The organism is Microterricola viridarii (assembly GCF_900104895.1).
GTDB classification, from domain to species: Bacteria; Actinomycetota; Actinomycetes; order Actinomycetales; family Microbacteriaceae; genus Microterricola; species Microterricola viridarii.
Genome location: NZ_LT629742.1, coordinates 2,566,316 through 2,590,157, shown reverse-complemented (window position 1 = coordinate 2,590,157; position 23,842 = coordinate 2,566,316). Strand labels below are relative to the sequence as shown.

Here is a 23,842-nt window from a genome sequence, read left to right as displayed (position 1 = left end):
CTCTGCAAACCCATCGAAAGGCTGTGGCGCGTGCACGCGATCGGAATCGACATTGGCGGCACGAAGATCGCCGGGGCGCTCGTCGACGAGTTCGGTTCGATCGTGAAGAGCGAGCGTGTGCCGACGCCCGCCGGCGACCCGCGGCAGATCGAGGAAGCCGTCGTCGCGATGGTGCAGTCCCTCTCCGTCGGCGAGCAGGTCGCCGCCGCCGGCATCGCCGCCGCCGGGTTCATCGATGCCGCCCAGTCCACCGTCTACTACGCGCCGAACATCAACTGGCGCAACGAGCCGTTCCGGGCCGTGCTCGAGGAGCGCCTCGACATCCCCGTCATCATCGAGAACGACGCCAACGCCGCCGGCTGGGCCGAGTTCCGCTACGGCGCCGGCCGCCTGTACAGCGACATGGTCACCCTCACCATCGGCACCGGGGTCGGCGGGGCCATCGTCAGCGGCGACCGCCTGTTCCGCGGCGGCTTCGGCGTCGGCGCCGAGCTCGGCCACCTGCGCGTCGTTCCGGACGGCCTGCCCTGTGGCTGCGGCGCCCGCGGCTGCATCGAGCAGTACGGCTCGGGCCGGGCGCTGCTGCGCATGGCCAATGAGTACGCGGATGCCGGTGGCATCGGCCAGGGCCTGGCCGAGCTGCGCGCAGAGCGCGGCGAACTCCGTGGAGAAGACGTCGCCCAGCTGATCACCGCCGGCGACAGCGGGGCGCTGGCCGCCCTCCGCCAGCTCGGCCACTGGCTCGGCCAGACAGCCGCCAGCCTCTCGGCCGTGCTCGACCCGCAGGTCTTCGTCTTCGGCGGCGGCGTGGCCTCGGCCGGCGAGCTGCTGCTCGACCCCATCCGCACGGCCTACCTGGATCACCTCCCGGCGCGCGGCTACCACCCGGAGCCGACGTTCCTCGTGGCCGAACTCGTCAACGACGCCGGAGTCGTGGGCGCAGCCGACCTCGCTAGGCTGAGCACGAGCCAGAAGTAGGGAGGTGACGCCATGTTCTACTGGATCATGAAGAACATCGTCATCGGGCCGATCCTGCTGGCGCTGTTCCGTCCCTGGGTGACCGGGTTGGAGAACGTGCCGAAGTCCGGGGGAGCGATCCTCGCCTCCAACCACCTCTCCTTCATCGACTCCATCTTCCTGCCGCTCGTCGTCGAGCGGCGCATGGCGTTCCTGGCCAAGAGCGAGTACTTCACCGGCAAGGGCCTGAAGGGCGCTCTGACGCGGTTCTTCTTCACCGCGTCCGGCCAGCTGCCGATCGACCGCTCCGGCGGCAAGGCCTCCGAGGCCTCCCTGAACACCGGCCTGGCGGTTCTCGGCCGCGGCGAGGTGCTCGGCATCTACCCGGAGGGCACCCGCAGCCCCGACGGCAAGATGTACCGCGGTCGCACCGGCGTCGCCCGGATGGTGCTGGAGGCCGGTGTCCCGATCATCCCCGTCGCGATGATCGACACCGAGAAGGTGATGCCGATCGGCAAGCGCCTGCCCAAGATCCGGCGCATCGGGATCGTCATCGGCGAGCCGCTGGACTTCAGCCGTTTCGAGGGAATGGAGGGCGACCGGTTCGTGTTGCGCTCTGTGACAGACGAGCTGATGTACGAACTGCGCGCGCTGAGCGGGCAGGAGTATGTCGACGTCTACGCCAGCTCCGTGAAGGAGCAGAGGGCCGCGCTTTCGCGCTAGGCTCGTGAGCATATCGGCGGCCGCTTCCGGCCGCCGTTCATTCCGACATCCCCTCTGATGTCGCCTCGAGAAAACAGGAATAGTCCCGTGGTACACCCCACCGAACCGGTTGTTTTGGCAGATCCCTCTGTGATTGCCGGTCTGGACTATTGGCGCACCCTCCCGATCAAGCAGCAGCCGGACTGGCAGGACCCCGAGGCGACCGCCGCGGCATCCGCCGAGCTCGCCACGCTGCCGCCGCTGGTGTTCGCCGGCGAGGTCGACCAGCTGCGCACCCGCCTGGCCGCCGCGGCCCAGGGCAAGGCGTTCCTGCTGCAGGGCGGCGACTGCGCCGAGACCTTCGCGGGGGCGACGGCCGACCAGATCCGCGACCGGGTCAAGACGGTGCTGCAGATGGCCGTCGTGCTCACCTACGGCGCGTCGATGCCCGTCGTCAAGATGGGCCGCATGGCCGGACAGTTCGCCAAGCCCCGCTCCAGCGACAACGAGACGCGCGGCGACGTGACCCTGCCCGCCTACCGCGGCGACATCGTCAACGGCTACGACTTCACCCCAGAGTCGCGCCAGGCAGACCCGCAGCGACTGATCAAGGGCTACCACACGGCCGCCTCGACGTTGAACCTGATCCGTGCGTTCACGCAGGGCGGCTTCGCCGACCTCCGCCAGGTGCACAGCTGGAACCAGGGCTTCGCCGCCAACCCGGCCAACCAGCGCTACGAGAAGCTGGCCCGCGAGATCGACCGCGCCATCGGCTTCATGGCCGCCTGCGGGGCCGACTTCGACGAGCTGAAGCGCACCGAGTTCTACACCGGCCACGAGGGCCTGCTGATGGACTACGAGCGCCCCCTGACGCGCATCGACTCGCGCACGGGAACCCCGTACAACACCTCATCGCACTTCATCTGGATCGGTGAGCGCACCCGCGAGCTGGACGGCGCCCACGTCGACTTCCTCAGCCGCGTGCGCAACCCGATCGGCGTGAAGCTCGGCCCGACCACGACGACCGACGACATGATGCGCCTGGTCGACAAGCTCGACCCGAACCGCGAGCCCGGCCGCCTGACCTTCATCACCCGGATGGGCGCCGGCAAGATCCGCGACGCGCTTCCCCCGCTGCTGGAGGCCATCAAGGCCAGCGACGCCCTGCCGCTCTGGGTCACCGACCCCATGCACGGCAACGGCATCACCACGCCGAATGGCTACAAGACGCGTCGTTTCGACGACGTCGTCGACGAGGTCAAGGGCTTCTTCGAGGCGCACCGCGCGGTCGGCACGAACCCGGGCGGCATCCACGTCGAGCTCACCGGTGACGACGTCACCGAGTGCCTCGGCGGCAGCGAGCACATCGACGAGGCCACGCTGGCCACGCGCTACGAGTCGCTCTGCGACCCGCGCCTGAACCACATGCAGTCGCTGGAGCTGGCCTTCCTGGTCGCCGAGGAGCTGGCGGCAGACAAGCAGCGCTAGCCGCTTCGAGTCGAGACGACGGATGCCGCGACCCACAGTGTGGGGCGCGGCATCCGTCGTCTGAGCGGCCAGCGCGCGCGACCGGCCCGCAGGGCGTCGGGGCGCGCGGTTATGGGCGCGCGGGCGCTCCCACACCCGCAGGGCGGGCTCGGCCTGTCGTTAGAATGTGACCTGGGCCTTGACGAAGACGGAGGAGCCGCGCTCGAGGAGCTCGCCGGCCGGGGGATCGGTTGAAACCGCCTTCGCCAGGACGATGAGCGCCTCCGGGAAGTTGTGGCTGACCTCGAAACCGGCGTCCTTCAGCGTCTGGATCGCGTCCTGCAGGCTCATGCCGACGACATCGGGAATCGCGATCAGGTCCGGGCCCTTCGACACGGTCAGCACGATGGTGGACCCGGGCCGCACGGGCCCGTCGCCCTGCGGCGAGGCGGAGATCACGGCGCCGTCCGGAACGTTCGAGTCGAAGACGGGGTCGGTGGTCTCGACCTCCAGGCCCGCCTGCGTGAGCGTCTCCGTCGCCTCGTCCACGCCCATTCCTGCGACGTTGGGGACGGGGCCGGCCGAGACGACCAGGCTCATCGTCGACCGCTCGTAGGCGGTCTCGGCGACGGGGTTGCCGTCGGCGTCGAGGACGGCGATCACGGACCCGGCCGGCTGCTCGTCGGTGAAGCGCACATCGCTCGCCTCGGCCAGCGTGAACAGCGGCGCGAGCTCGGCGCGGGCGTCCGCCTCCGGCAGGCCGACCACGGCGGGCACGCCGATGATGGCCGGGCCGGTGGAGACGCAGAGGGTCACCGTGCTGCCGCGGGGCAGCGCGGTTCCGATGGCCGGATCGGTGCTGGCGACGAGATCGGGCTTGATGCTCGGGTGGGTGCAACTCGCGGTCGCGTCGGCCGGCTGCAGCCCGGCCTGGGCGATCGCCGCCGTGGCGACGTCGACGCTCTGGCCGGAGACATCCGGCACGCTGGCGCGGGAGCCGGGGCCGGAGCCGAAGTACCAGCCGGTGCCGGCGGCGAGGCCGGCGAGGAGCACGATGGCCGCGAACAGCCAGTAGCCGCGGCGCTTGCGCGTGCTGGCCTTGCCGCGCAGCAGCACGGCGCTGTCGGCCTCTGCCGCGTCGACGGGGCCCGTGCGGTGGCGGGCGCCCAGGATCTGGGTCTCGGCCTCGGAGCCGCCGAAGTCGGAGCCGGCGAAGTCGTCGACGCCGTTGGCCAACGCGCCGCCGCCGAGCACCATGGTCTGGGCGAGGGGGCCCGGCAGCACCGTGGTGGCCGCGGTGGCGTTCGGGTCGACGGCGCCCGGCATGCCCGCGGTCACCGCGAGCAGCTGCTCGAGCATGGCACCGGCATCCCGCGGCCGGTCCTCCGGGTCGCGGGCGGACGCCCAGAGCACGAGCTCGTCGAGCTCGCGGGGGAGCCCGGGCACCTTGAGGCTGGGGGCGGGAACGGAGTCGTTGGCGTGCTGGTAGGCGATCTGCATCGGCGCCTCGCCGACGAAGGGCTGCTCGCCGGTGAGCATCTCGTACATCATGATGCCGAGGGCGTAGATGTCGCTGCGGGCGTCGGCGACGCCGCGGGTGACGAGCTCGGGGGAGAGGTAGGCGATCGTGCCGAGCAGGGCCTGCCCGGTCGCGGTGTTCGCGCTGGCCGCGCGGGCCAGACCGAAGTCACCGAGCTTGATGCGGCCGTCGTCGGCCAGCAGCACGTTCTCCGGCTTGAGGTCGCGGTGCACGATGCCCGCCTTGTGCGCGGCGGCGAGCCCGCCCAGCACGGCGGTGACGATGTCGACGGTCTGTTCCGGGGTGAGCTTGCCGTAGTCCTTCAGCAGGTCGCGCAGGGTGATGCCCGGCAGGTACTCCATCACCATGTAGGCCATGTCGGAGTCCTGGCCCTGGTCGAAGACGTTCACGACGTTGGGGTGGGCCAGCCGCGCGGCGGAGCGGGCCTCCTGCACGAAGCGGGTCTTGAAGGTGTCGTCGTCGGCCAGGTGGCCGTGCATGATCTTGATCGCGACGCGGCGCTCGAGGCGCAGATCGGTCGCGAGGTAGACGGTCGCCATGCCGCCGCGGGCGATGCGAGAGCGCACCTGATAACGGCCGTCAATCAGACGGCCGATCATCGGATCATTCGGTGTGGAGCTCACCGTTGAAGTCTAGGAAGTCCTGGCTGGTAAACCCCGGCAAAACACCGCGAAGCGGCGCATTGACACGGGGTTGTTATCAGATCTCGTGCCGGAGACGCGTCGCCCCGGGCGTGTCGGCCTAGCCGAGCTGGGCGAGCCAGCTGCGCGCCGAGTGCTCCCAGTTCGCGTAGAGGTCCGGGTGGGCCGAGATCTGCACGGCCTGTGCCGCCTCCGTGACGCTCATCGACTGCCAGCCGTGGATGTCGAAGAGCCCGCGCGGAACGATGTCGTTGTCGTTGGGCGCCTGGCCGAAGAAGGCGAGGGTGGCGTACACCGGGTCCGTCAACTGGGCAGGCGTGCCCCAGCCGGAGCTCGGCCGCTGCTGGAAGAGCCCGAGTGAGTCGCGGTCGCCGTAGTGGATGTTCCGCAGCGTGGATTCCTGTGCGGCGGTGGCCAGGGCGATGACGATGGCCTCGTCGCTGGCGCCGATGGAACGGGCCACGTCGACGATGATGCGCGCGTTCTCGCGCATCTCACCGCTGAGCGGAACCGTGTCGGCGCCGGCGTCGTGATGGGTGGCCGCCTCGGGGACAGCCTCGCGCACGAGCACGGCCGGGGCGAGCGCGGCGCCCGGCAGCGCAAGCGTTTGCCCCGGGTAGATGATGCTCGACCAGCCGAGCCCGTTGGCGTCGAGCAGGGCCTGCACCGAGACGCCCGCCGCGCCGGCGATGCCGCTGATCGTGTCGCCGGAGCCCACGGTGTGGGTGCCGCCGGAGCCCGCCGATGCGGAGGCGGTGGAGGCGGCGGGCGCCGGCGCCTCGCCGGCATCCGGCAGCACGATGGTCTGGCCGGGGAAGATGAGGCTCTGCGCGTGCAGGCCGTTGGCGCTGAGCAGCACCTGGCTGCTGATGCCGTGGGCGGCGGCGATGCCGCTGATGGTGTCGCCGCTGGCGACGGTGTACCGGGTGATCTCGGAGGACGGGGTGGCCGGCGCCGCGGCGACCGCGATCGGGCTGCCGCCCAGGCTGAGCTGCTGGCCGGGGAAGATCACGGCGGACCAGCCGAGGCCGTTCTGCGCCAGCACGGCGGCCGTGGAGAGGCCGAAGCGCGCGGCGATGCCGCTGACCGTGTCGCCCTCGACGACGGTGTAGCTGGAGGGCGCGGGGGCAGCGGCGACGGATGCCGGGGCTGCCGTGAGCTTGGGCGTCGGAATGGCGGCGCGCGGCTTGAGCGTCGGCTTGGGAGTTGTCGCGGCCTCTGCCGGCTGCGCGAAGTTCAAGGACACCGCGATCGCGCTGGCGACGGCGAGCGGGATGGTGACGAAGGAGGATCGCCGTTTGGCGGATGCGCGGAGCGCCGCGCGGCGTGTGGTCGTGCCTTCGATTTCGTTCATCGCCCGATCAGTCTCATGCCCTGGTCCCCGTCCAATTGACCCCTCCACCGTGGCAGAGAAGTGATCGAGAGTCAATCACTGTGGCCAGAGTGTCTGAAGTGATTTTGTGTGGCTGATGTTACGTAAGTGACAAAAGTGCTTGATGCGGCAAAAGTGACCAAGATTCGACTGTTCGCCCAATCCGGCTGCGGCGCGCTGGTTTGCAGCGGGGCCTCGACGTGGCACTCTTAGAACGTGACCGATGTGTTCTCAGGCCGACAGTGGCTAACTATCCCCGACCTTGTTGACCTTCTCGGCGTTGGCCAGAGCCGTGTGCGCCGACTCATTGAGGACAAGCACCTGCTCGCAGTGCGCCTCGACGGCGTGCTCAAAGTGCCCGCCGACTTCCTGGACGAGTCCGAGCCCCTCACCGCCCTGCGCGGCACGCTGTTCGTGCTGGCGGACGACGGCTTCAGCGACGATGAGGCCATGGAGTGGCTGCTCAGCGTCGAGGAGAGCCTGCAGGCCGCCCCGATCGACGCGCTGCGCGCCGGCCGCAAGGCCGAGGTGCGCCGCGTGGCGCAAGCGCTCTCCTAAACCCTCTCGCTGGCTGAGCCTGTCGAAACTGCGGTCTCGACAGGCTCAGCCAACGACAGCTGGTGCGCCGGCTGCTACGCCGAGCGCTTCGTGACGGTCTCGGCCAGCTCGCTGAGCTGCGCGATCGCGCGCCGGCTGAGCGGGGACGGGCCGATCGCGGCGATCGCGGTGCGCACGTTGCGCGAGATCAGCGCCTCCACCTCGTCGACGGCGCCGCAGTCGATGATCGTGTTCTGCAGCATCCGCACCTGCGTCTCGTCGAGCTCGGCGTCGCCGAGCAGCTCGTCGATGGCGCGCCTGGCTCCCTGCGGCATGAGGCCCCTGGCGATGGCCACCAAGACGGTGCGCTTGCCCTCGCGCAGGTCGTCGCCGCTGGGCTTGCCCGTGACGGCGGCGTCGCCGAACACCCCGAGCAGGTCGTCGCGCAGCTGGTAGGCCACGCCGAGCGGCAGGCCGAAGTCGCGCAGCGCGGCCAGCTGCGCCGGCGTGCCGCCGGCGAGGGTCGCGCCGATCAGCAGGGGAGCCTGCACGCTGTACTTCGCCGACTTGTAGACGATCACGCGCTCCGCACGCTCGCGCAGCTCGTCGTCCGGGCGCCGGAGCCACGCGCTCTCCTCGAGCACGTCGAGGTATTGCCCCGCCGTCACCTCGGTGCGCATGTGGTTGAAGGCCGCGCGGGTGGCGCGGGCGGCAGCCCTGTCGTCGAGCAGCTCCAGGCCTTCGTCGAGCAGCTCGTCGCTCCAGCCGAGCAGCAGGTCGCCGAGCAGGATCGCGGCGGCGCGACCGAAGTCGGCGGGATTGCCCGCCCACTCGGAGTCGGCGTGCAGCGCCTCGAAGAGCCGGTGGGCGGATGCCGAGCCGCGCCGGGTGTCGGAGTTGTCGATGATGTCATCGTGCACGAGGGCCGCGGCGTGGAAGATCTCCAGCGCGGCCGCGACGGCGACGATCGCCCGCAGGTCGCGCGCCGGCTCCTCGTCATCGGCGAACGGATCGAAGCCGGAATCCGAGCCGGTGACCGACTCGAAACCCCAGTAGCAGAAGAGCGCACGAAAGCGCTTACCACCGCTGAGAAACTGCCGAGAGAACTCCACGAATGGGTTCAGCTCGGGGCTGATCGCGCGCACAATGGGAGCACGGTCAGCGAGGAATTCTGAGATGCGTGAATCGACAAGGTCGACCAGTCGGGTGCTTTCTGCCACGCGCCTAGCCTAGCCATCGAAGCGGCGATAGAATGATGCTGATATCTCGACACGATCCCGAGACTGAAGGGAATGAGATGCCACTTTCTGAGCAGGAGCAAAGGCTCCTGGAGGAGATGGAGCGAAGCCTCTATCGCAATGACGCCGATTTCGTCGCGACCGTTGGAGCGTCCAGAGGACGCCCCAGCTACCGCTCCATCGCACTCGGCGTGCTGATCACCGTGGCCGGCATCGGCGGGCTTCTCGCCGGCGTCATGCTGCACCAGCTCGTGATCGGAATCATCGGCTTTGTGGTCATGTTCGGCGGCGTGCTGCTGGCGATCAAGCCCTCGAGATCGATCCCTGTCGAACCCCCGGCCAGTGCCCGGGGCAAGGCCCACCCCTCCCGCGCCGACACCGGCTTCATGGACAAGATGAACAACCGCTGGGACCGTCGCCAGGACGGGCAGGAGTAGCCCTCCACCCGCGCTGCACCACCGCTTCGAATTCGGGGCCGATCCACATGGATCGGCCCCTTTTTTGTACCCAAAGCTCCCGCAGGAGCCGCAAGTGTCAAAATCCCTCCATTTCACTCCACGTTCAACATCCGCAGGATTCTGCGGATTCTTGCCGCGCCTTCCACGTGATTCTTGCCAGGATCGTTGTTTTGGGGTGGTAAGTGGAGTAAAGTGGAGTGAACTCGGACCTTGGCCTGAATTGCGGGGGGTGATGGCATGTTCCTTGGAAGCTACGAGCCCAAGCTCGACGACAAGGGCCGCCTGATCTTGCCCGCGAAGTTCCGCGAGGAACTCGCCAGCGGCGTCGTCGTGACCCGCGGGCAGGAGCACTGCCTCTACGTCTTCAGTGCACGCGAGTTCGAGAACCTGCACGAGAAGATCCGCCAGGCCCCCGTCTCGAGCAAGCAGGCCCGCGACTACCAACGAGTGTTCCTCTCGGGGGCGAGCGCCGAGACGCCGGACAAGCAGCACCGCGTGACGATCCCCGCCACTCTCCGCAACTACGCCTCACTGGAGCGCGACCTCACCGTGATCGGAGTCGGCAGCCGACTCGAGATCTGGAACAGCGCCACCTGGGACAACTACCTGAACGAACAAGAAGCCGCATTCGCGAACACAGAAGAGGAGGTGATTCCGGGACTGTTCTAGTTCCTGACACCTGACTCCCAGCCGATTCGCCCTGCCACACTTCCCCGGTGGCAGGTCGAGCGGATGGGGATCAGGAATCAGGAGCCCTCCCTGGAAACCATGGCACTCAACGACATCCACACCCCCGTCCTGCTCGAACGCTGCGTCGAGCTCCTCGCCCCGGCCATCGACAAGCCCGGCGCCGTCCTCGTCGACGCGACGCTCGGCATGGCCGGCCACGCAGAGGCGTTCCTCACCCGGTTCCCCGAGCTCACCCTCATCGGGCTCGACCGCGACCTCGACGCGCTGGCCATCGCCAAGGAGCGGCTCGCGCCGTTCGGCGACCGCGCCCGCTTCGTGCACACCGTCTACGACGGCATCACCGCCGCGATCGCCTCGCAGGGCTTCAGCGAGGTCGACGGCATCCTGTTCGACCTCGGCGTGTCCTCGCTGCAGCTGGACCGGGTCGAGCGCGGCTTCTCCTACTCGCAGGATGCCCCCCTCGACATGCGCATGGACGCCACCTCGCCGCTGACGGCCGAGACGATCCTCGCCGAGTACCGCGAGGGTGACCTGCGGCGCATCTTCGAGCACTACGGCGAGGAGAAGCTCAGCGCCCGCTACGCCAGGGCCATCATCGCCGCCCGCGAGATCGAGCCGATCACGCGCTCCGGCCGGCTCGTCGACATCCTGCAGGACGCCACCCCCGGTGCGCTGAAGAACGCCGGCCACCCCGCCAAGCGGGTGTTCCAGGCGCTCCGCATCGAGGTCAACCAGGAGCTGTCGGTGCTCGAGCGGGCCATCCCGGCCGCGCTCGACGCCGTCGCCGTCGGCGGACGCATCGCAGTCATGTCCTACCAGTCGCTCGAAGACCGGCTGGTCAAGCGCGCCTTCGCCGCCGCATCCGCCTCGACGGCCCCGGCCGGCCTGCCGATCGAGCTGCCGGAGCACAGGCCGCAGTTCAAGCTGCTCGTGCGCGGCGCAGAGCTGGCCAGCGACGAGGAGCGGGCGCTGAACCCGCGGGCCACGCCGGTGCGCCTGCGCGCGGCCGAGCGGCTCTGGAAGCCGGCAGCGACCGGCACGAAGCGGGGGAGCGGCGAATGAGCGACAACCTGGCCAGGAACTACGCCCGGCCCTCGCACCCGGCCGCACCCCAGCGCGCCACCGAGGCGCCCCGGCCGCACATCGAGATCGTTCCATCGCGCGAGCAGCGCAAGGCCAGGCCGAAGCTGGCCTACGGCATCACCGCCGTGCTCGGCATCATCGCGATCATCGCCGCCCAGCTGGTGCTGAGCGTCGTCACCTCGCAGGGCGCCTACGAGATCGCCGCGCTGCAGACCCAGCAGAAGGAGGCGACCCGCGACGCACAGGCGATCACAGAGGACCTCGACCGCCTGAAGTCGCCCCAGTTCCTCGCCGCCAACGCGCAGGCGCTCGGCATGGTCACCAACGCCAACCCCGCCTACCTCCGCCTCTCCGACGGTGCCGTGCTCGGCCAGCCGTTCGGCGAGCAGGGCGTCGGCGCGTCCGGTGCGTCCAGCCTGGTGCCGAACGCGCTGCTGGCCGGTGTGCCGCTGGTCACCGAGCAGGCCCCGCCCGCCGAAAGTGAGGCAAAGTCAGCCACGCCGACCCCGCCTGCCGCCCCGCAGGCACCGGCCGAGTTACCGTTGCAGAATGGCATCCCCGCACCGGCCACCCACTAGCCCGACCGACTCACCCATCGGCCAGGCAGACAGAGGGAGAACCCCATAGTGGCGCGCAACACCCGGTCGAACAGGGCCCGGATCTTCTCGGCCTCGCTGCTGCTGTTCGCGCTGCTCGCCATCTTCGTCGTGCGCCTCGTCGAGATCCAGGTCGTGCGCGCCGATGAGCTGAACGCCGCCGCACTCGACAACCGCTCCAGCTCGACCCGCATCCCCGGCGCCCGCGGCGACATCGTCGACGCCAACGGCACGGTGCTGGCCGGCAGCGTCCAACGCTTCGACATCGAGATCTCGCCCAAGCAGGCCGTCGCGGCCTCCAAGGAGGGGATCCGGGAGAGCGACCCCGAGCTGGCGGCGAAATCCCGCGCCGTCCTCACGGCCGAGACGGAGCGGCTCGGCGCGGCGCTCGGCAAGAGCGGCGCCGAGATCCTCGGCGTCATCGACGCGGCCTTGGCCGAGAACCCCGACTCCGACCACGCCTACGTCGCCAAGTCGGTCGACACGGAGGTCTGGCGGGCCGTCGACGACCTCGACATCGCCTGGCAGTACGCGCGGTCCATCCCCGCCCGCAGCTACCCGAACGGCTCCGTGGCCGGCAACCTGGTCGGCTTCGTCGGCGCCGACGGCGGCGCTCAGGCCGGGCTCGAGCTCGGCCAGGACAGCTGCCTGGCCGGCGTCGACGGCCTGGAGGCGTACGAGACCGGGGCCGACAACGTGCGCCTGCCGGACACCACACGCACCGTCCGCGAGGCCAAGCCCGGCGGAACCCTGCACACCACCATCGACGCCGACCTGCAGTGGTACGCGCTGCAGACGCTCGCCGAGCAGGCGCAGCTCACCGGGGCGGCGTGGGGCTCCGTCGTCGTGGAGGAGGTCAAGACCGGCAAGCTCCTCGCCGTCGCCGACTACCCCTCCGTCGACCCGAATAACGTCGACGGCACCGCCGCAGAGGACCGCGGCTCGCGCGCCTTCGCGGCGTCCTACGAGCCGGGCTCGACCTTCAAGGCGCTGACCGCGGCCATCGTCATCGACGCCGGCCAGGCCGAGCCGAACTCGCAGGTCGTCGCGCCCTACCGGATGATCTTCCCGAACGGCGCCGACGTCAACGACTCCAGCTTCCACGGCGACGACCACCTCACCCTGACCGGCGTGCTCATCGACTCCTCGAACACGGGCATGTCGCAGTTCGGCGAGCGGATCAGCGACGAGTCCCGCTACGCCTACATGCAGAAGTTCGGCCTGGGCACCGAGACCGAGGTCGACTTCCCGTCCGAGGACCCGGGCGACCTGAACGGCGACGGGCCGGAGAGCTGGGACAACCAGACCCGCTACGCGACGATGTTCGGCCAGGGCATGACGACGACTGCCGTGCAGAACGCCAGCATCTACCAGACCATCGCCAACAACGGCGTTCGGCTCCCGGTGCAGCTGGTCTCCGGCTGCACCCAGCCCGACGGGACCGTCACGGGGCAGCCCGGCACCGAGGGCGTGCAGGTCATCTCGCCGTCCGCGGCGCGCGCGACATCCGACATGCTCGAAATGGTGCACACGCAGGGCTGGCTGGCCAGCCAGTGGAACGTGCCCGGCTACCGCGTTGCCGCCAAGACAGGCACCGCGCAGATGTCTGACGGCACCGGCAAGTACTCCAAGGACTACATCGTCTCCGTCACCGGTTTCGCCCCGGCCGACGATCCGCAGTACGTGGTTTCGGTAAGCTTGGCTCGCCCGGTAAACATGAATACCTCTGCCGCGCCTGCCCCAGTCTTCCGAGACGTCATGAGCCAGGTGCTGAAGAAGTACCGGGTCGTTCCATCCGGCGCTCCGGCGCCCGAACTGCCAGCAAACTGGTGAGAAAGAGGGCCAAGTGACCGGACCCACGGCGCTCCGCCCGCAGCACCCCGTTTCACGATCCCTGTCCGGATTGGTCGATACCTTCGACCTTGACGTGCGGGGCGACATCGACGGAGTCGAGCTCAGTGGCATCAGCCTGAGCACGACGACGGTGCAGCCAGGAGATCTTTATGTCGGCGTTCCCGGGCGGAACGCCCATGGCGCGAGCTATGCAGCGGATGCCGCGCGCTCCGGCGCCGTCGCCGTGCTGACCGACGAGGCCGGCGCGGCCCTGGCCGCCGAGGCCGGCCTGCCCGTGCTCGTCACCCCCGACGCCCGCGCGGCGCTCGGCGACGTCGCCGCCTGGATCTACCGCACGGCAGACAACCCGGCGACCCTGTTCGCCGTCACCGGCACGAACGGCAAGACCAGCGTCGTCTACGTGCTCTACGCGATCCTCAGCCAGCTCGGCGTCGTGGCCGGCCTCACCTCCACCGCAGAGCGCCGCATCGGCGAGCTCGCGGTCACCAGCAACCTGACCACGCCGGAGGCGAGCGAGCTGCACGCCCTGCTCGCCCGCATGCGCGAGGCCGAGGTGCGCGCCGTCGGCGTCGAGGTCTCCGCGCAGGCGCTCAGCCGGCACCGGGTCGACGGCCTCGTCTTCGACATCGCCGGCTTCACCAACCTGAGCCATGACCACCTCGACGACTACTCCGACCTGGAGAACTACTTCCAGGCCAAGCTCGAGCTGTTCCAACCCGACCGGAGCCGGCGCGGCGTCGTCACCGTCGACTCCGAGTGGGGCACGCGCCTCGCCCAGTCCTCCCGGATCCCCGTCACCACGCTCAGCACGCTGCCGGGCGGCACCGCCGAGTGGCGCATGAGCGTGCTCGAGGAGCACGCCACCTTCACCCGCTTCGCCCTCGAGGGGCCGGAGGGGCGCAGGCTGGAGACCACCCTGCCGCTGCTCGGCTGGTTCATGGCCGCCAACGCGGCACTGGCCATCGTGATGCTCGTCGAGTCCGGGTTCGACCTGGACGCCATCGCGCACGCGCTGGACCGCGACGGCGGCATCGACGTGTACATCCCCGGCCGCACGGAGCGGGTCTCCGGCGAGCACGGCCCCACCGTCTACATCGACTACGGGCACACGCCGGACGCGTTCCTGAACACGCTCGAGGCGATCCGGCGCACCACCGAGGGTCGCGTCATCATGGTCTTCGGCGCCGACGGCGACCGCGACACCACCAAGCGCGCCGACATGGGCGCCATCGCCGCCCGCGGCGCCGACGCCGTCGTCATCACCGACTTCCACCCGCGCTTCGAGGACCCGGCCAGCATCCGCCAGGCCCTCCTCGACGGCGCGCGGGCCGCGGTGCCGGACGCCGAGCTCTACGAGATCGCTGACCCCCGCGCGGCATTCCGCGCCGCCCTCGCCCTCGCCGGCGACGGCGACGCCGTGCTCTACGCCGGCCCGGGCCACGAGGACTACCAGGAGGTTGCCGGCGTGAAGCTGCCCTACTCTGCCAGAGACGATGCCAGACTGGCGCTCCGAGAGGCCGGGTGGCTGCAGTGATCGCCATGACCATCGCCGAGATCGCCGAGGCCACGGGCGCGCAGCTGCTGCGCGCGCCGGAGCCCGGAACCGTGATCACCGGCCTCACCCACACCGACTCCCGCGACGTGCGGCCCGGTGACGTCTTCGTCTGCAAGCCGGGGGAGTTCACCGACGGCCACCTGTACGCCCCGACCGCCGTCGAGGCGGGCGCCGCGCTGCTCATCGTCGACCACGAGCTCGACCTCGACGTGCCGCAGCTCCTCGTCGACGACGTCGTCATCGCCCTCGGCGCCTTTGCCACCGAGGTCGTCGCCCGGGTGCGCGCGCTCGGCAGGCTGAAGATCGTCGGCGTCACCGGCAGCAACGGCAAGACCACGACGAAGAACCTGCTGCGCACCATCCTGCAGGAAGTCGGCCAGACCATCGCCCCGCGCGCCTCGTTCAACAACGAGGTCGGCGCCCCGCTGACCATGCTCGAGCTGACAGAGGACACCGAGTTCCTCGTCGCCGAGATGGGCGCGAGCGGCATCGGCGAGATCGCCAAGCTGGTCGCCATGGCCAAGCCGGACATCGGCGTCGTGCTGAGCGTCGGCCTCGCCCACGCCGGCGAGTTCGGCGGCATCGAGGCGACCGTCACCGCCAAGACCGAGATGGTCAGCGAGCTGACCGCCGCCGACGTCGCCGTGCTGAACGCCGACGACCACCGCGTCGCCGGCATGGCGGCCGCGACCGCGGCATCCATCGTCTGGTTCGGCCTCGGACCGAACGCCGCCGTGCGCGCCGCCGACGTGCACGCGGATGCCACCGGCACCAGCTTCACGCTCACGCTCGCGTCCGGCGAGAGCCGGCCAGTGCGCTTCCGCGTGCTCGGCGAGCACCACGTGATGAACGCCCTGGCCGCCGCCGCCGTCGCCGAGTCGCTCGGCGTCGACATCGACGGCATCGTCTCCGCGCTGGAGAGCGTCGAGCTGGCCGAGCGCTGGCGCATGCAGGTGCTCGGCGGCCGCGACGGCGTGACGATCATCAACGACGCCTACAACGCCAGCCCCGACTCGATGGCCGCCGCGCTCAAGACGCTCGCCCAGATCCGCACGCCGGGGCAGCGCACCATCGCCGTCCTCGGCGAGATGAGCGAGCTGGGCGAGTTCTCCGGCGAGGAGCACGACCGCATCGGTCTGCTCGCCGTCCGGCTGAACATCTCCCAGCTGCTGGTCGTCGGCCAGAACGCCCGCCGCATGCACATCAGCACCATCAACCAGGGCTCCTTCGACGGCGAATCGCACATCGTCGACGACGTCGACGAGGCTTTCGAGCTGCTCAAAAAAATGATCCAGCCGGGCGATCTCGTGCTGGTGAAGTCATCGAATTCGGCCGGTCTGCGTTTTCTCGGCGATCAGCTGGGAGAATTGTTCTCGTGGTAGCCCTGCTCACCGCCGGCGCCCTGTCGCTCGCGTTCACCCTGTTCCTCACCCCGGTCTTCATCAAGCTGTTCCACAAGCTGCAGTGGGGACAGTTCATCCGCGACGACGGCCCGCAGGCGCACCACTCCAAGCGCGGCACCGCGACGATGGGCGGCATTGTCGTCATCCTGGCCGTGCTGCTCGGATACTTCATCGCCACCTGGGTGAGCGGCGATCCGCCGACCACGTCGGGCCTGCTCGTGCTGCTCATGATGGTCGGCCTCGGCCTCGTCGGCTTCATCGACGACTTCCTGAAGACCCGCAAGCAGCAGAGCCTCGGCCTCGGCGGCTGGGCGAAGGTCACCGGCCAGGTGATCGTCGCCGGCACCTTCGCCGTGCTCGCCCTGCAGTTCCCGAACGCGCAGGGCATCACGCCGGCCTCCACCCACGTGTCGTTCATCCGAGACCTGCCGATCGACTTCCTGACGCTCGGCCCGATCATCGGGCTCGGCGTGTTCATCATCTGGATCTGCCTGATCGTCGCGGCCACCTCGAACGGCGTCAACGTCACCGACGGCCTCGACGGGCTGGCCACCGGCGCGTCCATCCTCTCCATCGGCTCCTTCGTCGTCATCGGCTTCTGGCAGTTCAACCAGAGCTGCTTCGGCGGCGGCAGCACCGACCCGCTGCGCTGCTACGACGTGCGCGACCCGCTCGACCTCGCCATCGTCGCCGCGGCCATCACCGGCGCCCTGATCGGCTTCCTCTGGTGGAACACCTCGCCGGCCCAAATCTTCATGGGCGACACCGGCTCTCTCGCCCTCGGCGGCGCGCTGGCCGCCTTCGCCATCCTCAGCCACACCGAACTGCTGCTGATCCTGATCGGCGGGCTGTTCGTCATCGAGGCCGGCTCCGTCATCGTGCAGCGGGCGTACTTCAAGGTCACCCGCGGCAAGCGCATCTTCCTGATGAGCCCGATCCACCACCACTTCGAGCTCAAGGGCTGGGCGGAGGTCACCGTCGTCGTGCGGTTCTGGATCATCGGCGGCCTGCTCGTCGCGGCCGGTGTCGGCACCTTCTACCTCGAATGGATCTCCCGCGCGTGAGTGCACCTGACTTCGACTCCGTCTCCGACCGACTGGACAGCCTGCAGAGCTGGAACGCCGACTGGCGCGGCCTCCGCGTCGCCGTCCTCGGCCTCGGCGTCACCGGCTTCGCCGCCGCAGACACCCTCACCGAGCTCGGCGCCGACGTGCTCGTCCTCGCCTCGGCCGCCGCGGACGACCGGGCGCGCCTGGTCGAGGTGATCGGCGCCCGGCTGCTGCAGGGCGAGCTCGACACCGTGCCGGACGGCCTCACCGAGTTCGCCCCGGACCTGCTCATCGCCTCGCCCGGCTTCCACCCCGACCACGTCGTGCTGGAGTGGGCGGCCAAGCGCGGAATCGCCGTCTGGGGCGACATCGAGCTGGCCTGGCGGCTGCGCGACAAGGTGCCGACCGCGTCAGGGGCCCCGGCCCCGTGGATCCTGGTCACCGGCACGAACGGCAAGACCACCACCACCCAGCTGACCGCCACCTTCCTGGCCGAGGGCGGCCTGCGCGTCGCCCCCTGCGGCAACATCGGCGTGCCGGTGCTCGACGCCATCCGCGACCCGCAGGGCTGGGACGCCCTCGTCGTGGAGCTCTCCAGCTACCAGCTGCACCACGTGCGCCGGGAGGGCGTCGGGTCGCTCGAGCCGCTCGCCAGCGTCTGCCTGAACATCGCCGACGACCACCTCGACTGGCACGGCAGCGGCGAGGCCTACCGCGAGGCGAAGGCCACCGTCTACGCCAACACGCTCGTCGCCTGCGTCTACAACAAGGCCGACCCGGTCACCGAGGCGATGGTCAGAGAGGCGGATGTCGCCGACGGCGCCCGCGCCATCGGCTTCGACCTCGGCGCGCCGGGCCCGAGCGACTTCGGCATCGTCGACGGCATCCTCTGCGACCGCGCGTTCCTCGACGACCGCCACCACAGCGCCATCGAGCTGAGCACGCTGGCCGAGCTCGCCGAGCGGGGCCTGGACTCGCCGCACATCGTCGCCAACATCCTCGCCGCCAGCGCCCTGGCACGGGCGGCCGGCGTCGGTGTGGACGCGATCCACCGGGCGCTCGGCCACTTCCAGCTGGACGCACACCGGATCCAGCTCGTCGCCGTCTCCGACGGCGTGCGCTGGATCGACGACTCCAAGGCGACCAACCCGCACGCCGCGCTCGCCTCCCTCCAGTCGAACGAGTCGGTGGTGTGGGTCGTCGGCGGCCTGCTCAAGGGGGTCGACATCGACGACCTCGTCCGGAGCCAGGTGCAGCGGCTGCGCGCGGCCGTGATCATCGGAGTCGACCGGAGCGCACTGCGCGAGGCATTCGCGCGACACGCGCCGGAGCTGCCGGTGTTCGAGGTGGACTCGACCGACACTGGAGAGGTCATGCCGAACGCGGTGCGGTTCGCCGCGAGCGTCGCAGCCCCCGGTGACGCGGTGCTGCTGGCGCCGGCGGCCGCATCCATGGACCAGTTCGCCGACTATGCGGAGCGCGGCACACTGTTTGCCGGCGCGGTACGAGAATTTCTGGGAGGTGGGGCGGATGAGCAATCCGCCTCGGGCCACTAGCAGGCCCCGGGCGAGCGAGGAGGAGACCCCTCGCGTCGCCTCGGCCCGCATCTCCCTCGGGCGCCGACTCCGCGCAGAGGGCACCAACTTCTACGTTCTGCTCGGCACCACGCTGTTCCTCGTCGGCTTCGGCCTGATGATGGTGCTCTCCTCCTCCTCGGTGGAGTCGTACCTCGAGGATGACGGCTTCTTCGCCGGCTTCTTCCGGCAAGCCGGCTTCGCCCTCATCGGCGTGCCCCTGATGCTCGTCGTCAGCCGCTTCCCGATCTCGGTCTGGAAGTGGCTGGCCCCGTTCGCCCTGATCGGGGCGAGCATCCTGCAGGCGCTCGTCGTGTTCACCGGCCTCGGTGTTGGCACGGGAGGCAACACCAACTGGATCAACCTGTTCGGGGTGCAGTTCCAGCCCTCCGAGATGATCAAGCTGGCGCTCGTGCTCTGGATCGCGCAGATCGTCAGCCGCAAGGAGGAATTCCTCGACGACTGGAAGACGGGGCTGCTGCCCGTGCTGCTCACCAGCGGCGCCGCGATCGGCCTCGTCCTGCTCGGCAACGACCTCGGAACCGTGATGGTGATGGCGGCCATGCTGTTCGGCGGGCTGTTCTTCGCCGGCGTGCGGCTGCGCATGCTCGGCGCGCTGGCCGGCGCCGGTGCCGTGCTGTTCCTCATCGTCGCCGTCAGCAGCCAGAACCGCCTGTCGCGCATCATGATGTTCGCCGACGGCAGCTGCGACGACCCGGAGAAGCAGCTCAACGAGTGCTGGCAGACCATCCACGGCGACTACGCCCTCGCCAACGGCGGCATCCTCGGCGCCGGCCTCGGCAACTCCAAGGCCAAGTGGTCGTGGTTGCCCGCCGCCCACAACGACTACATCTTCGCCATCATCGGCGAGGAGCTCGGCCTGCTCGGCGCGATCGTCGTGCTGGTGCTCTTCGTCGTGCTCGCGTTCACCTTCGTCAAGATCATGAACTCGAGCACCGACACCTTCGTGCGCGTCGCCACCGCCACCGCCATGTTCTGGATCATCGGGCAGGCCTTCATGAACATCGGCATCGTGCTCGGCGTCTTCCCCGTCTTCGGGGTGCCGCTCCCGCTCATCTCCGCCGGTGGCACGGCGCTGGTGACCACACTGCTCGCCATCGGCATCGTGCTCTCCTTCGCCAGGCACACCCCGGAGGAGCGCGAGGCGCTCGGCCTTCCCGCCCGGCAGGGAATCCGCCGCGTCATCCGGACCCGAACGAAAACCCCCGCGAATTAAGGACACTGCGTGACCCGCTATCTTCTGGCCGGTGGGGGTACCGCCGGCCATGTCAACCCCCTGCTCGCCGTCGCGGACACCATCCGCGCCTCAGAGCCCGACGCCGAAATCCTCGTGCTCGGCACCGCAGAGGGCCTGGAGGCGCGTCTCGTGCCCGCCCGCGGCTATGAGCTCGTCGTCATCCCCAAGCTGCCGTTCCCGCGCCGGCCCAGCATGCAGGCGCTGCGCTTCCCGCAGCGGCTGCGGCAGACCGTGCGCCGGGTGCAGGCCCTCATCGCCGAACGCGGCATCGACGTGGTCGTCGGCTTCGGCGGCTACGTCTCCACGCCCGCCTACCTGGCGGCCGGCCGTGCCGGCATCCCCTTCGCGATCCACGAGGCCAACGCCAAGCCGGGCCTGGCCAACAAGCTCGGCGCCCGCTCGACCCGCTTCGTCGGGGTCGCCTTCCCGGACACCCCCATCCGCCATGCCCGCTTCGTCGGGATGCCGCTGCGCCCCGAGATTGAGCACCTCGACCGCGCGGCGCGCCGCAGCGAGGCGCTGGCCTTCTTCGGCCTGGACGCCGACCGCCCGGTGCTGCTGGTCACCGGCGGCTCGCTCGGCGCCCGCCGGATCAACGCCACCGTGCACGAGAGCGCGGCCGCGATCACGGCCGCCGGCTGGCAGATCCTGCACATCACGGGCGACAAGGCCGAGATCGAGAACCCCGGAATCGACGGCTACACGCTGCTCGCCTACTGCGACCGGATGGACCTCGCCCTGGCCGCCGCCGACTTCGCCGTCTCGCGGGCCGGGTCAGCCACCGTCAGCGAGCTGGCCGCCCTCGGCCTCCCCGCCGTGTTCGTGCCCTACCCGGTCGGCAACGGCGAGCAGCGCTTCAACGCGGCCGCCGACGTCGCCGCCGGCGGCGCGCTGCTGGTGGACGACGCCGAGTTCCTGCCGGGCTGGGTGGAGGCCACGCTGCTGCCGGTGCTCGCCGACCGCGCCGGGATCGAGCGGATGGGGGAGCGGGCGGCATCCGTGGGCACCCGCGACGGCTCCGCCCGAATGCTCGCCCTGGTGCACGATGCGCTGGCCGACCGCGCCTCGCACGGAAACCCCACCGACGCCGCGTAACCTTAGCGCTGTGCGCGCGCACCGCACACACCCGTACGACGCAATCGAGAGACGAGTATTCAACCGTGACCATCAAGCCCGACCTCAGCATCACCGTCCCCGCCGAGCTGGGTGCCGTGCACTTCGTCGGCATCGGCGGCTCCGGCATGAGTGGAATCGCCCGACTCTTCCTCGGCGCCGGCTACACGGTCAGCGGCTCCGATGTGCGCGACAGCGCCAACATCGCCGCGCTGCGCGCGCTCGGCGCGACCATCACCGTCGGCCACGATGCCGCCAACGTCGGCGCGGCCGACACGCTCGTCGTCACCGGGGCGCTCTGGCAGGACAACCCCGAGTACGTGCTCGCCCTGGAGAAGGGGATGCCGGTGCTGCACCGCTCCCAGGCCCTGGCCTGGCTGGTGCAGAACCACCGCCTCGTCTCCGTCGCGGGCGCGCACGGAAAGACCACCTCGACCGGCATGATCGTCACCGGCCTGCTCGGCCTCGGCGAGGACCCGAGCTTTGTCAACGGCGGCGTCATCGACACGCTCGGCGTGAGCTCGGCCCGCGGCGAGGGCGAGCTGTTCGTCGTCGAGGCCGACGAGTCCGACGGCTCCTTCCTGCTCTACAACACGGCCGTCGCCCTGATCACCAACGTCGACCCGGACCACCTCGACCACTACGGCTCGCTGGAGGCCTTCCACGAGGCCTTCGTGACCTTCGCCTCCGCGGCATCCGAGCTCGTCGTCGTCTCCTCCGACGACGCCGGCGCCGTCGGCGTCACCGCGACGCTCCGCGCCGCCCAACCGGACAAGCGTGTCATCACCTTCGGAGAGGCCGACGACGCCACCGTCCGCGTGCACTCCATGGACACCGACGGCCCCGTCGCATTCAGCGTGAGCTGGGAGGGCCAGGACTACCGCGCGCAGCTGCGCATCCCCGGCCGGCACAACGCCATCAACGCGGCGGGCGCCTTCGGCGTGCTCGTCGGGCTCGGCTTCGACCCCGCCGCCTCCCTCTCCGCGATCTCCGAGTTCGGCGGCACAGAGCGCCGGTTCCAGCTGCACGGCACGGTCGCCGGCGTGAGCGTCTACGACGACTACGCCCACCACCCCACCGAGGTGGCCGCCGCGCTCTCCGCCGCCCGCACCGTGGTCGGCTCCGGCCGCATCATCGCCGTGCACCAGCCGCACCTCTACAGCCGCACCCGGCTGTTCGCGCAGGAGTTCGCCGACGTGCTCGAGCGCTACGCCGACGAGACCGTCGTGCTGGACGTGTACGGAGCCCGCGAGGACCCCGAGCCCGGCGTGACCGGCGCGCTCGTCTCGGAGCGGTTCCAGGATGCCAGCCACGTCGCCTTCGTGCCCGACTGGCAGGCGGCCGCTGACCACACCGCGCAGATCGCCCGCGACGGCGACTTCGTGATCACGCTCGGCTGCGGCGACGTCTACCGGATCGTGCCCCAGCTGCTGGACGCGCTGACGCGCGCGAAGGCCTAGCCACGGCATGAAGCGACCCCAGGGCATCGAGCACACGGCGAAGGCCGTGCCGTCGACGACCCCGGAGCGCCCCGCCGCGGCCGCGCAGGCCGCCCCGCCGCACACCCCGCCGCACACCCCGGCATCCGCCCCGCGCAAGCCGGCCGCCCGCCGCGTCGGGCTGCCGACCGCCTGGTGGCTGAACAAGCCGGCGGCCGGCGAGGCGCCCACCGTCGATGAACCTACCGCCGAGGCCGTGACCGAGCCGATCCCCGTCCAGAAGCCGGCACCCGTCCAGAAGCCGGCCACGGCGCAGCCCGCAGGCACAGCAGGCCCCGCCTCCGGCGAGCCGTCCTCGACCGGCCCGCTGGCGCCCGTCACGCCGCTCACCGCGGCGCTGCCGCGCGTCGCCGAGGCGGCCGAGGCGGCAGGCGGCACCGACGCGGATGCCGACACGCCACTCACCCCGAGCAGCGCCCGCGCCCGGCTGCGCGCCGCGACCAAGGCGCGGAAGGCGTACGAGCGCTCCGAGGTGCGCCGCTTCACCCGGCACCTGCGCCGGCGCCGCGCCGCCTGGCTGACCGGGATCGGCGCCGTGCTCGCGCTCGCCCTGTTCGTGGCCGTCGGCACCTTCTCGCCGCTGATGGCGCTCACCACCATCCAGGTGGAGGGCACCAACCGGCTGGCCGCTGACGAGGTCGCGACCGCGCTCGGCGGGCAGATCGGCACGCCGCTGCCGCTCGTCGACCAGGGCGCGATCCACGACGGGCTGGCCGGCTTCGCGCTGATCCAGAGCTTCTCGACCGAGAGCCGACCGCCCAACACGCTCGTCGTGCGCGTCGTCGAGCGCGACCCGATTGGCGCCGTCGCGGGGGAGGGCGGCTTCGCGCTGGTCGATCCCGCCGGCGTGGTGATCCAGACGACCCCGGAGCGGCCGCCCGGGTTCCCGATCCTGGAGACCGTCGGCGATGACGGCCTCGCCGCGGCCGGCAGCGTCGTGCAGGCACTCCCGGCCGAGATCCGCGCGCAGCTGGACGTCGTGCGGGCCGCCAGCACCGACGATGTGAGCCTGGTGCTGGCCGGCGGTGCCGGGGTGGCCTGGGGCAGTGCGGAGGAGTCAACCCTCAAGGCGCTCGTGCTGGGCAAGCTGATGGCGGCGGCCCCGCCCGGGCCCTCCACCGTCTACGACGTCTCGTCGCCGGCCAGCCCCGTGATGCGCTGAGCCCTGCCTCGAGGGGCCCGGAGGCCGCGACACGCCGCCGAACCGCAGGATCGCCGGCGGAGTTTGCGACACGCGGGCGCGCCTTCCACGCGAA

At 70.4% G+C, this 23,842-nt stretch carries 20 protein-coding genes; 17 read left to right on the top strand and 3 right to left on the bottom strand.

Annotated features, from left to right (window positions below; genetic code table 11):
• The first annotated feature begins 30 nt into the window (after positions 1 to 30).
• The 3 genes from BLT62_RS11865 to BLT62_RS11855 all read left to right on the top strand — a co-directional run bounded on the left by BLT62_RS11865 (position 31) and on the right by BLT62_RS11855 (position 3,147).
• Positions 31 to 978, top strand: a complete 948-nt coding sequence (locus BLT62_RS11865) for an ROK family glucokinase (RefSeq protein WP_083365440.1) — start codon at positions 31 to 33, stop codon at positions 976 to 978.
• Positions 979 to 990: 12 nt separating this feature from the next.
• Complete coding sequence (locus BLT62_RS11860) at positions 991 to 1,680, top strand: lysophospholipid acyltransferase family protein (protein ID WP_083364247.1); 690 nt, start codon at positions 991 to 993, stop codon at positions 1,678 to 1,680.
• Positions 1,681 to 1,809: 129 nt separating this feature from the next.
• Complete coding sequence (locus tag BLT62_RS11855) at positions 1,810 to 3,147, top strand: class II 3-deoxy-7-phosphoheptulonate synthase (protein ID WP_231919135.1); 1,338 nt, start codon at positions 1,810 to 1,812, stop codon at positions 3,145 to 3,147.
• Positions 3,148 to 3,306: 159 nt separating this feature from the next.
• Here the strand turns inward: BLT62_RS11855 and pknB are convergent, their stop codons facing one another.
• Both pknB and BLT62_RS11845 read right to left on the bottom strand, forming a co-directional pair.
• A complete protein-coding gene (gene pknB / locus BLT62_RS11850) occupies positions 3,307 to 5,265 on the bottom strand; it encodes a Stk1 family PASTA domain-containing Ser/Thr kinase (RefSeq protein WP_172829777.1) in 1,959 nt (652 codons plus the stop codon).
• A 142-nt stretch (positions 5,266 to 5,407) separates the two neighbouring features.
• Positions 5,408 to 6,661: a LysM peptidoglycan-binding domain-containing protein gene (locus BLT62_RS11845; protein WP_083364244.1), complete on the bottom strand. Its 1,254-nt coding sequence runs from the start codon at positions 6,659 to 6,661 to the stop codon at positions 5,408 to 5,410.
• A 234-nt stretch (positions 6,662 to 6,895) separates the two neighbouring features.
• On the opposite strand from BLT62_RS11845, the gene BLT62_RS11840 reads away from it, so the two are divergent.
• The gene (locus BLT62_RS11840) at positions 6,896 to 7,237 is read left to right on the top strand and encodes an Rv2175c family DNA-binding protein (RefSeq protein WP_083364243.1); all 342 of its coding nucleotides are present in this window, start codon (positions 6,896 to 6,898) and stop codon (positions 7,235 to 7,237) included.
• Between the two features lie 74 nt (positions 7,238 to 7,311).
• On the opposite strand, the gene BLT62_RS11835 is transcribed toward BLT62_RS11840, so the two are convergent.
• Positions 7,312 to 8,436, bottom strand: a complete 1,125-nt coding sequence (locus tag BLT62_RS11835) for a polyprenyl synthetase family protein (protein ID WP_083364242.1) — start codon at positions 8,434 to 8,436, stop codon at positions 7,312 to 7,314.
• A 77-nt stretch (positions 8,437 to 8,513) separates the two neighbouring features.
• Here BLT62_RS11835 and BLT62_RS11830 point away from each other — a divergent pair, with 77 nt between their 5' ends.
• From BLT62_RS11830 to BLT62_RS11770, 13 genes are all read left to right on the top strand, one after another.
• Positions 8,514 to 8,891, top strand: a complete 378-nt coding sequence (locus BLT62_RS11830; RefSeq protein WP_083364241.1) for a DUF3040 domain-containing protein — start codon at positions 8,514 to 8,516, stop codon at positions 8,889 to 8,891.
• Positions 8,892 to 9,149: 258 nt separating this feature from the next.
• Complete coding sequence (gene mraZ, locus BLT62_RS11825; RefSeq protein ID WP_083364240.1) at positions 9,150 to 9,581, top strand: division/cell wall cluster transcriptional repressor MraZ; 432 nt, start codon at positions 9,150 to 9,152, stop codon at positions 9,579 to 9,581.
• 99 nt (positions 9,582 to 9,680) lie between these two features.
• Positions 9,681 to 10,664, top strand: a complete 984-nt coding sequence (gene rsmH / locus BLT62_RS11820) for a 16S rRNA (cytosine(1402)-N(4))-methyltransferase RsmH (RefSeq protein WP_083364239.1) — start codon at positions 9,681 to 9,683, stop codon at positions 10,662 to 10,664.
• Positions 10,661 to 11,263, top strand: a complete 603-nt coding sequence (locus BLT62_RS11815) for a hypothetical protein (RefSeq protein WP_083364238.1) — start codon at positions 10,661 to 10,663, stop codon at positions 11,261 to 11,263. Before rsmH ends, BLT62_RS11815 begins: the two co-directional genes overlap by 4 nt.
• Positions 11,264 to 11,311: 48 nt before the next feature.
• Positions 11,312 to 13,114: a peptidoglycan D,D-transpeptidase FtsI family protein gene (locus BLT62_RS11810; protein ID WP_083364237.1), complete on the top strand. Its 1,803-nt coding sequence runs from the start codon at positions 11,312 to 11,314 to the stop codon at positions 13,112 to 13,114.
• Positions 13,115 to 13,127: 13 nt separating this feature from the next.
• Positions 13,128 to 14,669, top strand: coding sequence for a Mur ligase family protein (locus tag BLT62_RS11805; RefSeq protein WP_083364236.1), 1,542 nt, complete (start codon positions 13,128 to 13,130; stop codon positions 14,667 to 14,669).
• Positions 14,666 to 16,072 (top strand): UDP-N-acetylmuramoyl-tripeptide--D-alanyl-D-alanine ligase, encoded by a 1,407-nt coding sequence (locus BLT62_RS11800; protein WP_083364235.1) that lies wholly within the window; start codon positions 14,666 to 14,668, stop codon positions 16,070 to 16,072. The genes BLT62_RS11805 and BLT62_RS11800 overlap by 4 nt, the downstream gene beginning before the upstream one ends.
• A complete protein-coding gene (gene mraY / locus BLT62_RS11795) occupies positions 16,066 to 17,157 on the top strand; it encodes a phospho-N-acetylmuramoyl-pentapeptide-transferase (RefSeq protein WP_083364234.1) in 1,092 nt (363 codons plus the stop codon). Before BLT62_RS11800 ends, mraY begins: the two co-directional genes overlap by 7 nt.
• A complete protein-coding gene (gene murD, locus BLT62_RS11790) occupies positions 17,154 to 18,698 on the top strand; it encodes a UDP-N-acetylmuramoyl-L-alanine--D-glutamate ligase (protein WP_231919133.1) in 1,545 nt (514 codons plus the stop codon). Before mraY ends, murD begins: the two co-directional genes overlap by 4 nt.
• Positions 18,673 to 19,953: a putative lipid II flippase FtsW gene (ftsW, locus tag BLT62_RS11785; RefSeq protein ID WP_083364232.1), complete on the top strand. Its 1,281-nt coding sequence runs from the start codon at positions 18,673 to 18,675 to the stop codon at positions 19,951 to 19,953. The genes murD and ftsW overlap by 26 nt, the downstream gene beginning before the upstream one ends.
• 9 nt (positions 19,954 to 19,962) lie before the next feature.
• Positions 19,963 to 21,069 (top strand): UDP-N-acetylglucosamine--N-acetylmuramyl-(pentapeptide) pyrophosphoryl-undecaprenol N-acetylglucosamine transferase, encoded by a 1,107-nt coding sequence (locus BLT62_RS11780; protein ID WP_083364231.1) that lies wholly within the window; start codon positions 19,963 to 19,965, stop codon positions 21,067 to 21,069.
• 65 nt (positions 21,070 to 21,134) lie between these two features.
• On the top strand, positions 21,135 to 22,547 hold the full coding sequence (gene murC / locus BLT62_RS11775) for a UDP-N-acetylmuramate--L-alanine ligase (protein WP_083364230.1): 1,413 nt from the start codon (positions 21,135 to 21,137) through the stop codon (positions 22,545 to 22,547).
• 7 nt (positions 22,548 to 22,554) lie between these two features.
• On the top strand, positions 22,555 to 23,748 hold the full coding sequence (locus BLT62_RS11770; protein WP_083364229.1) for an FtsQ-type POTRA domain-containing protein: 1,194 nt from the start codon (positions 22,555 to 22,557) through the stop codon (positions 23,746 to 23,748).
• The last annotated feature ends 94 nt before the right edge of the window (positions 23,749 to 23,842 follow it).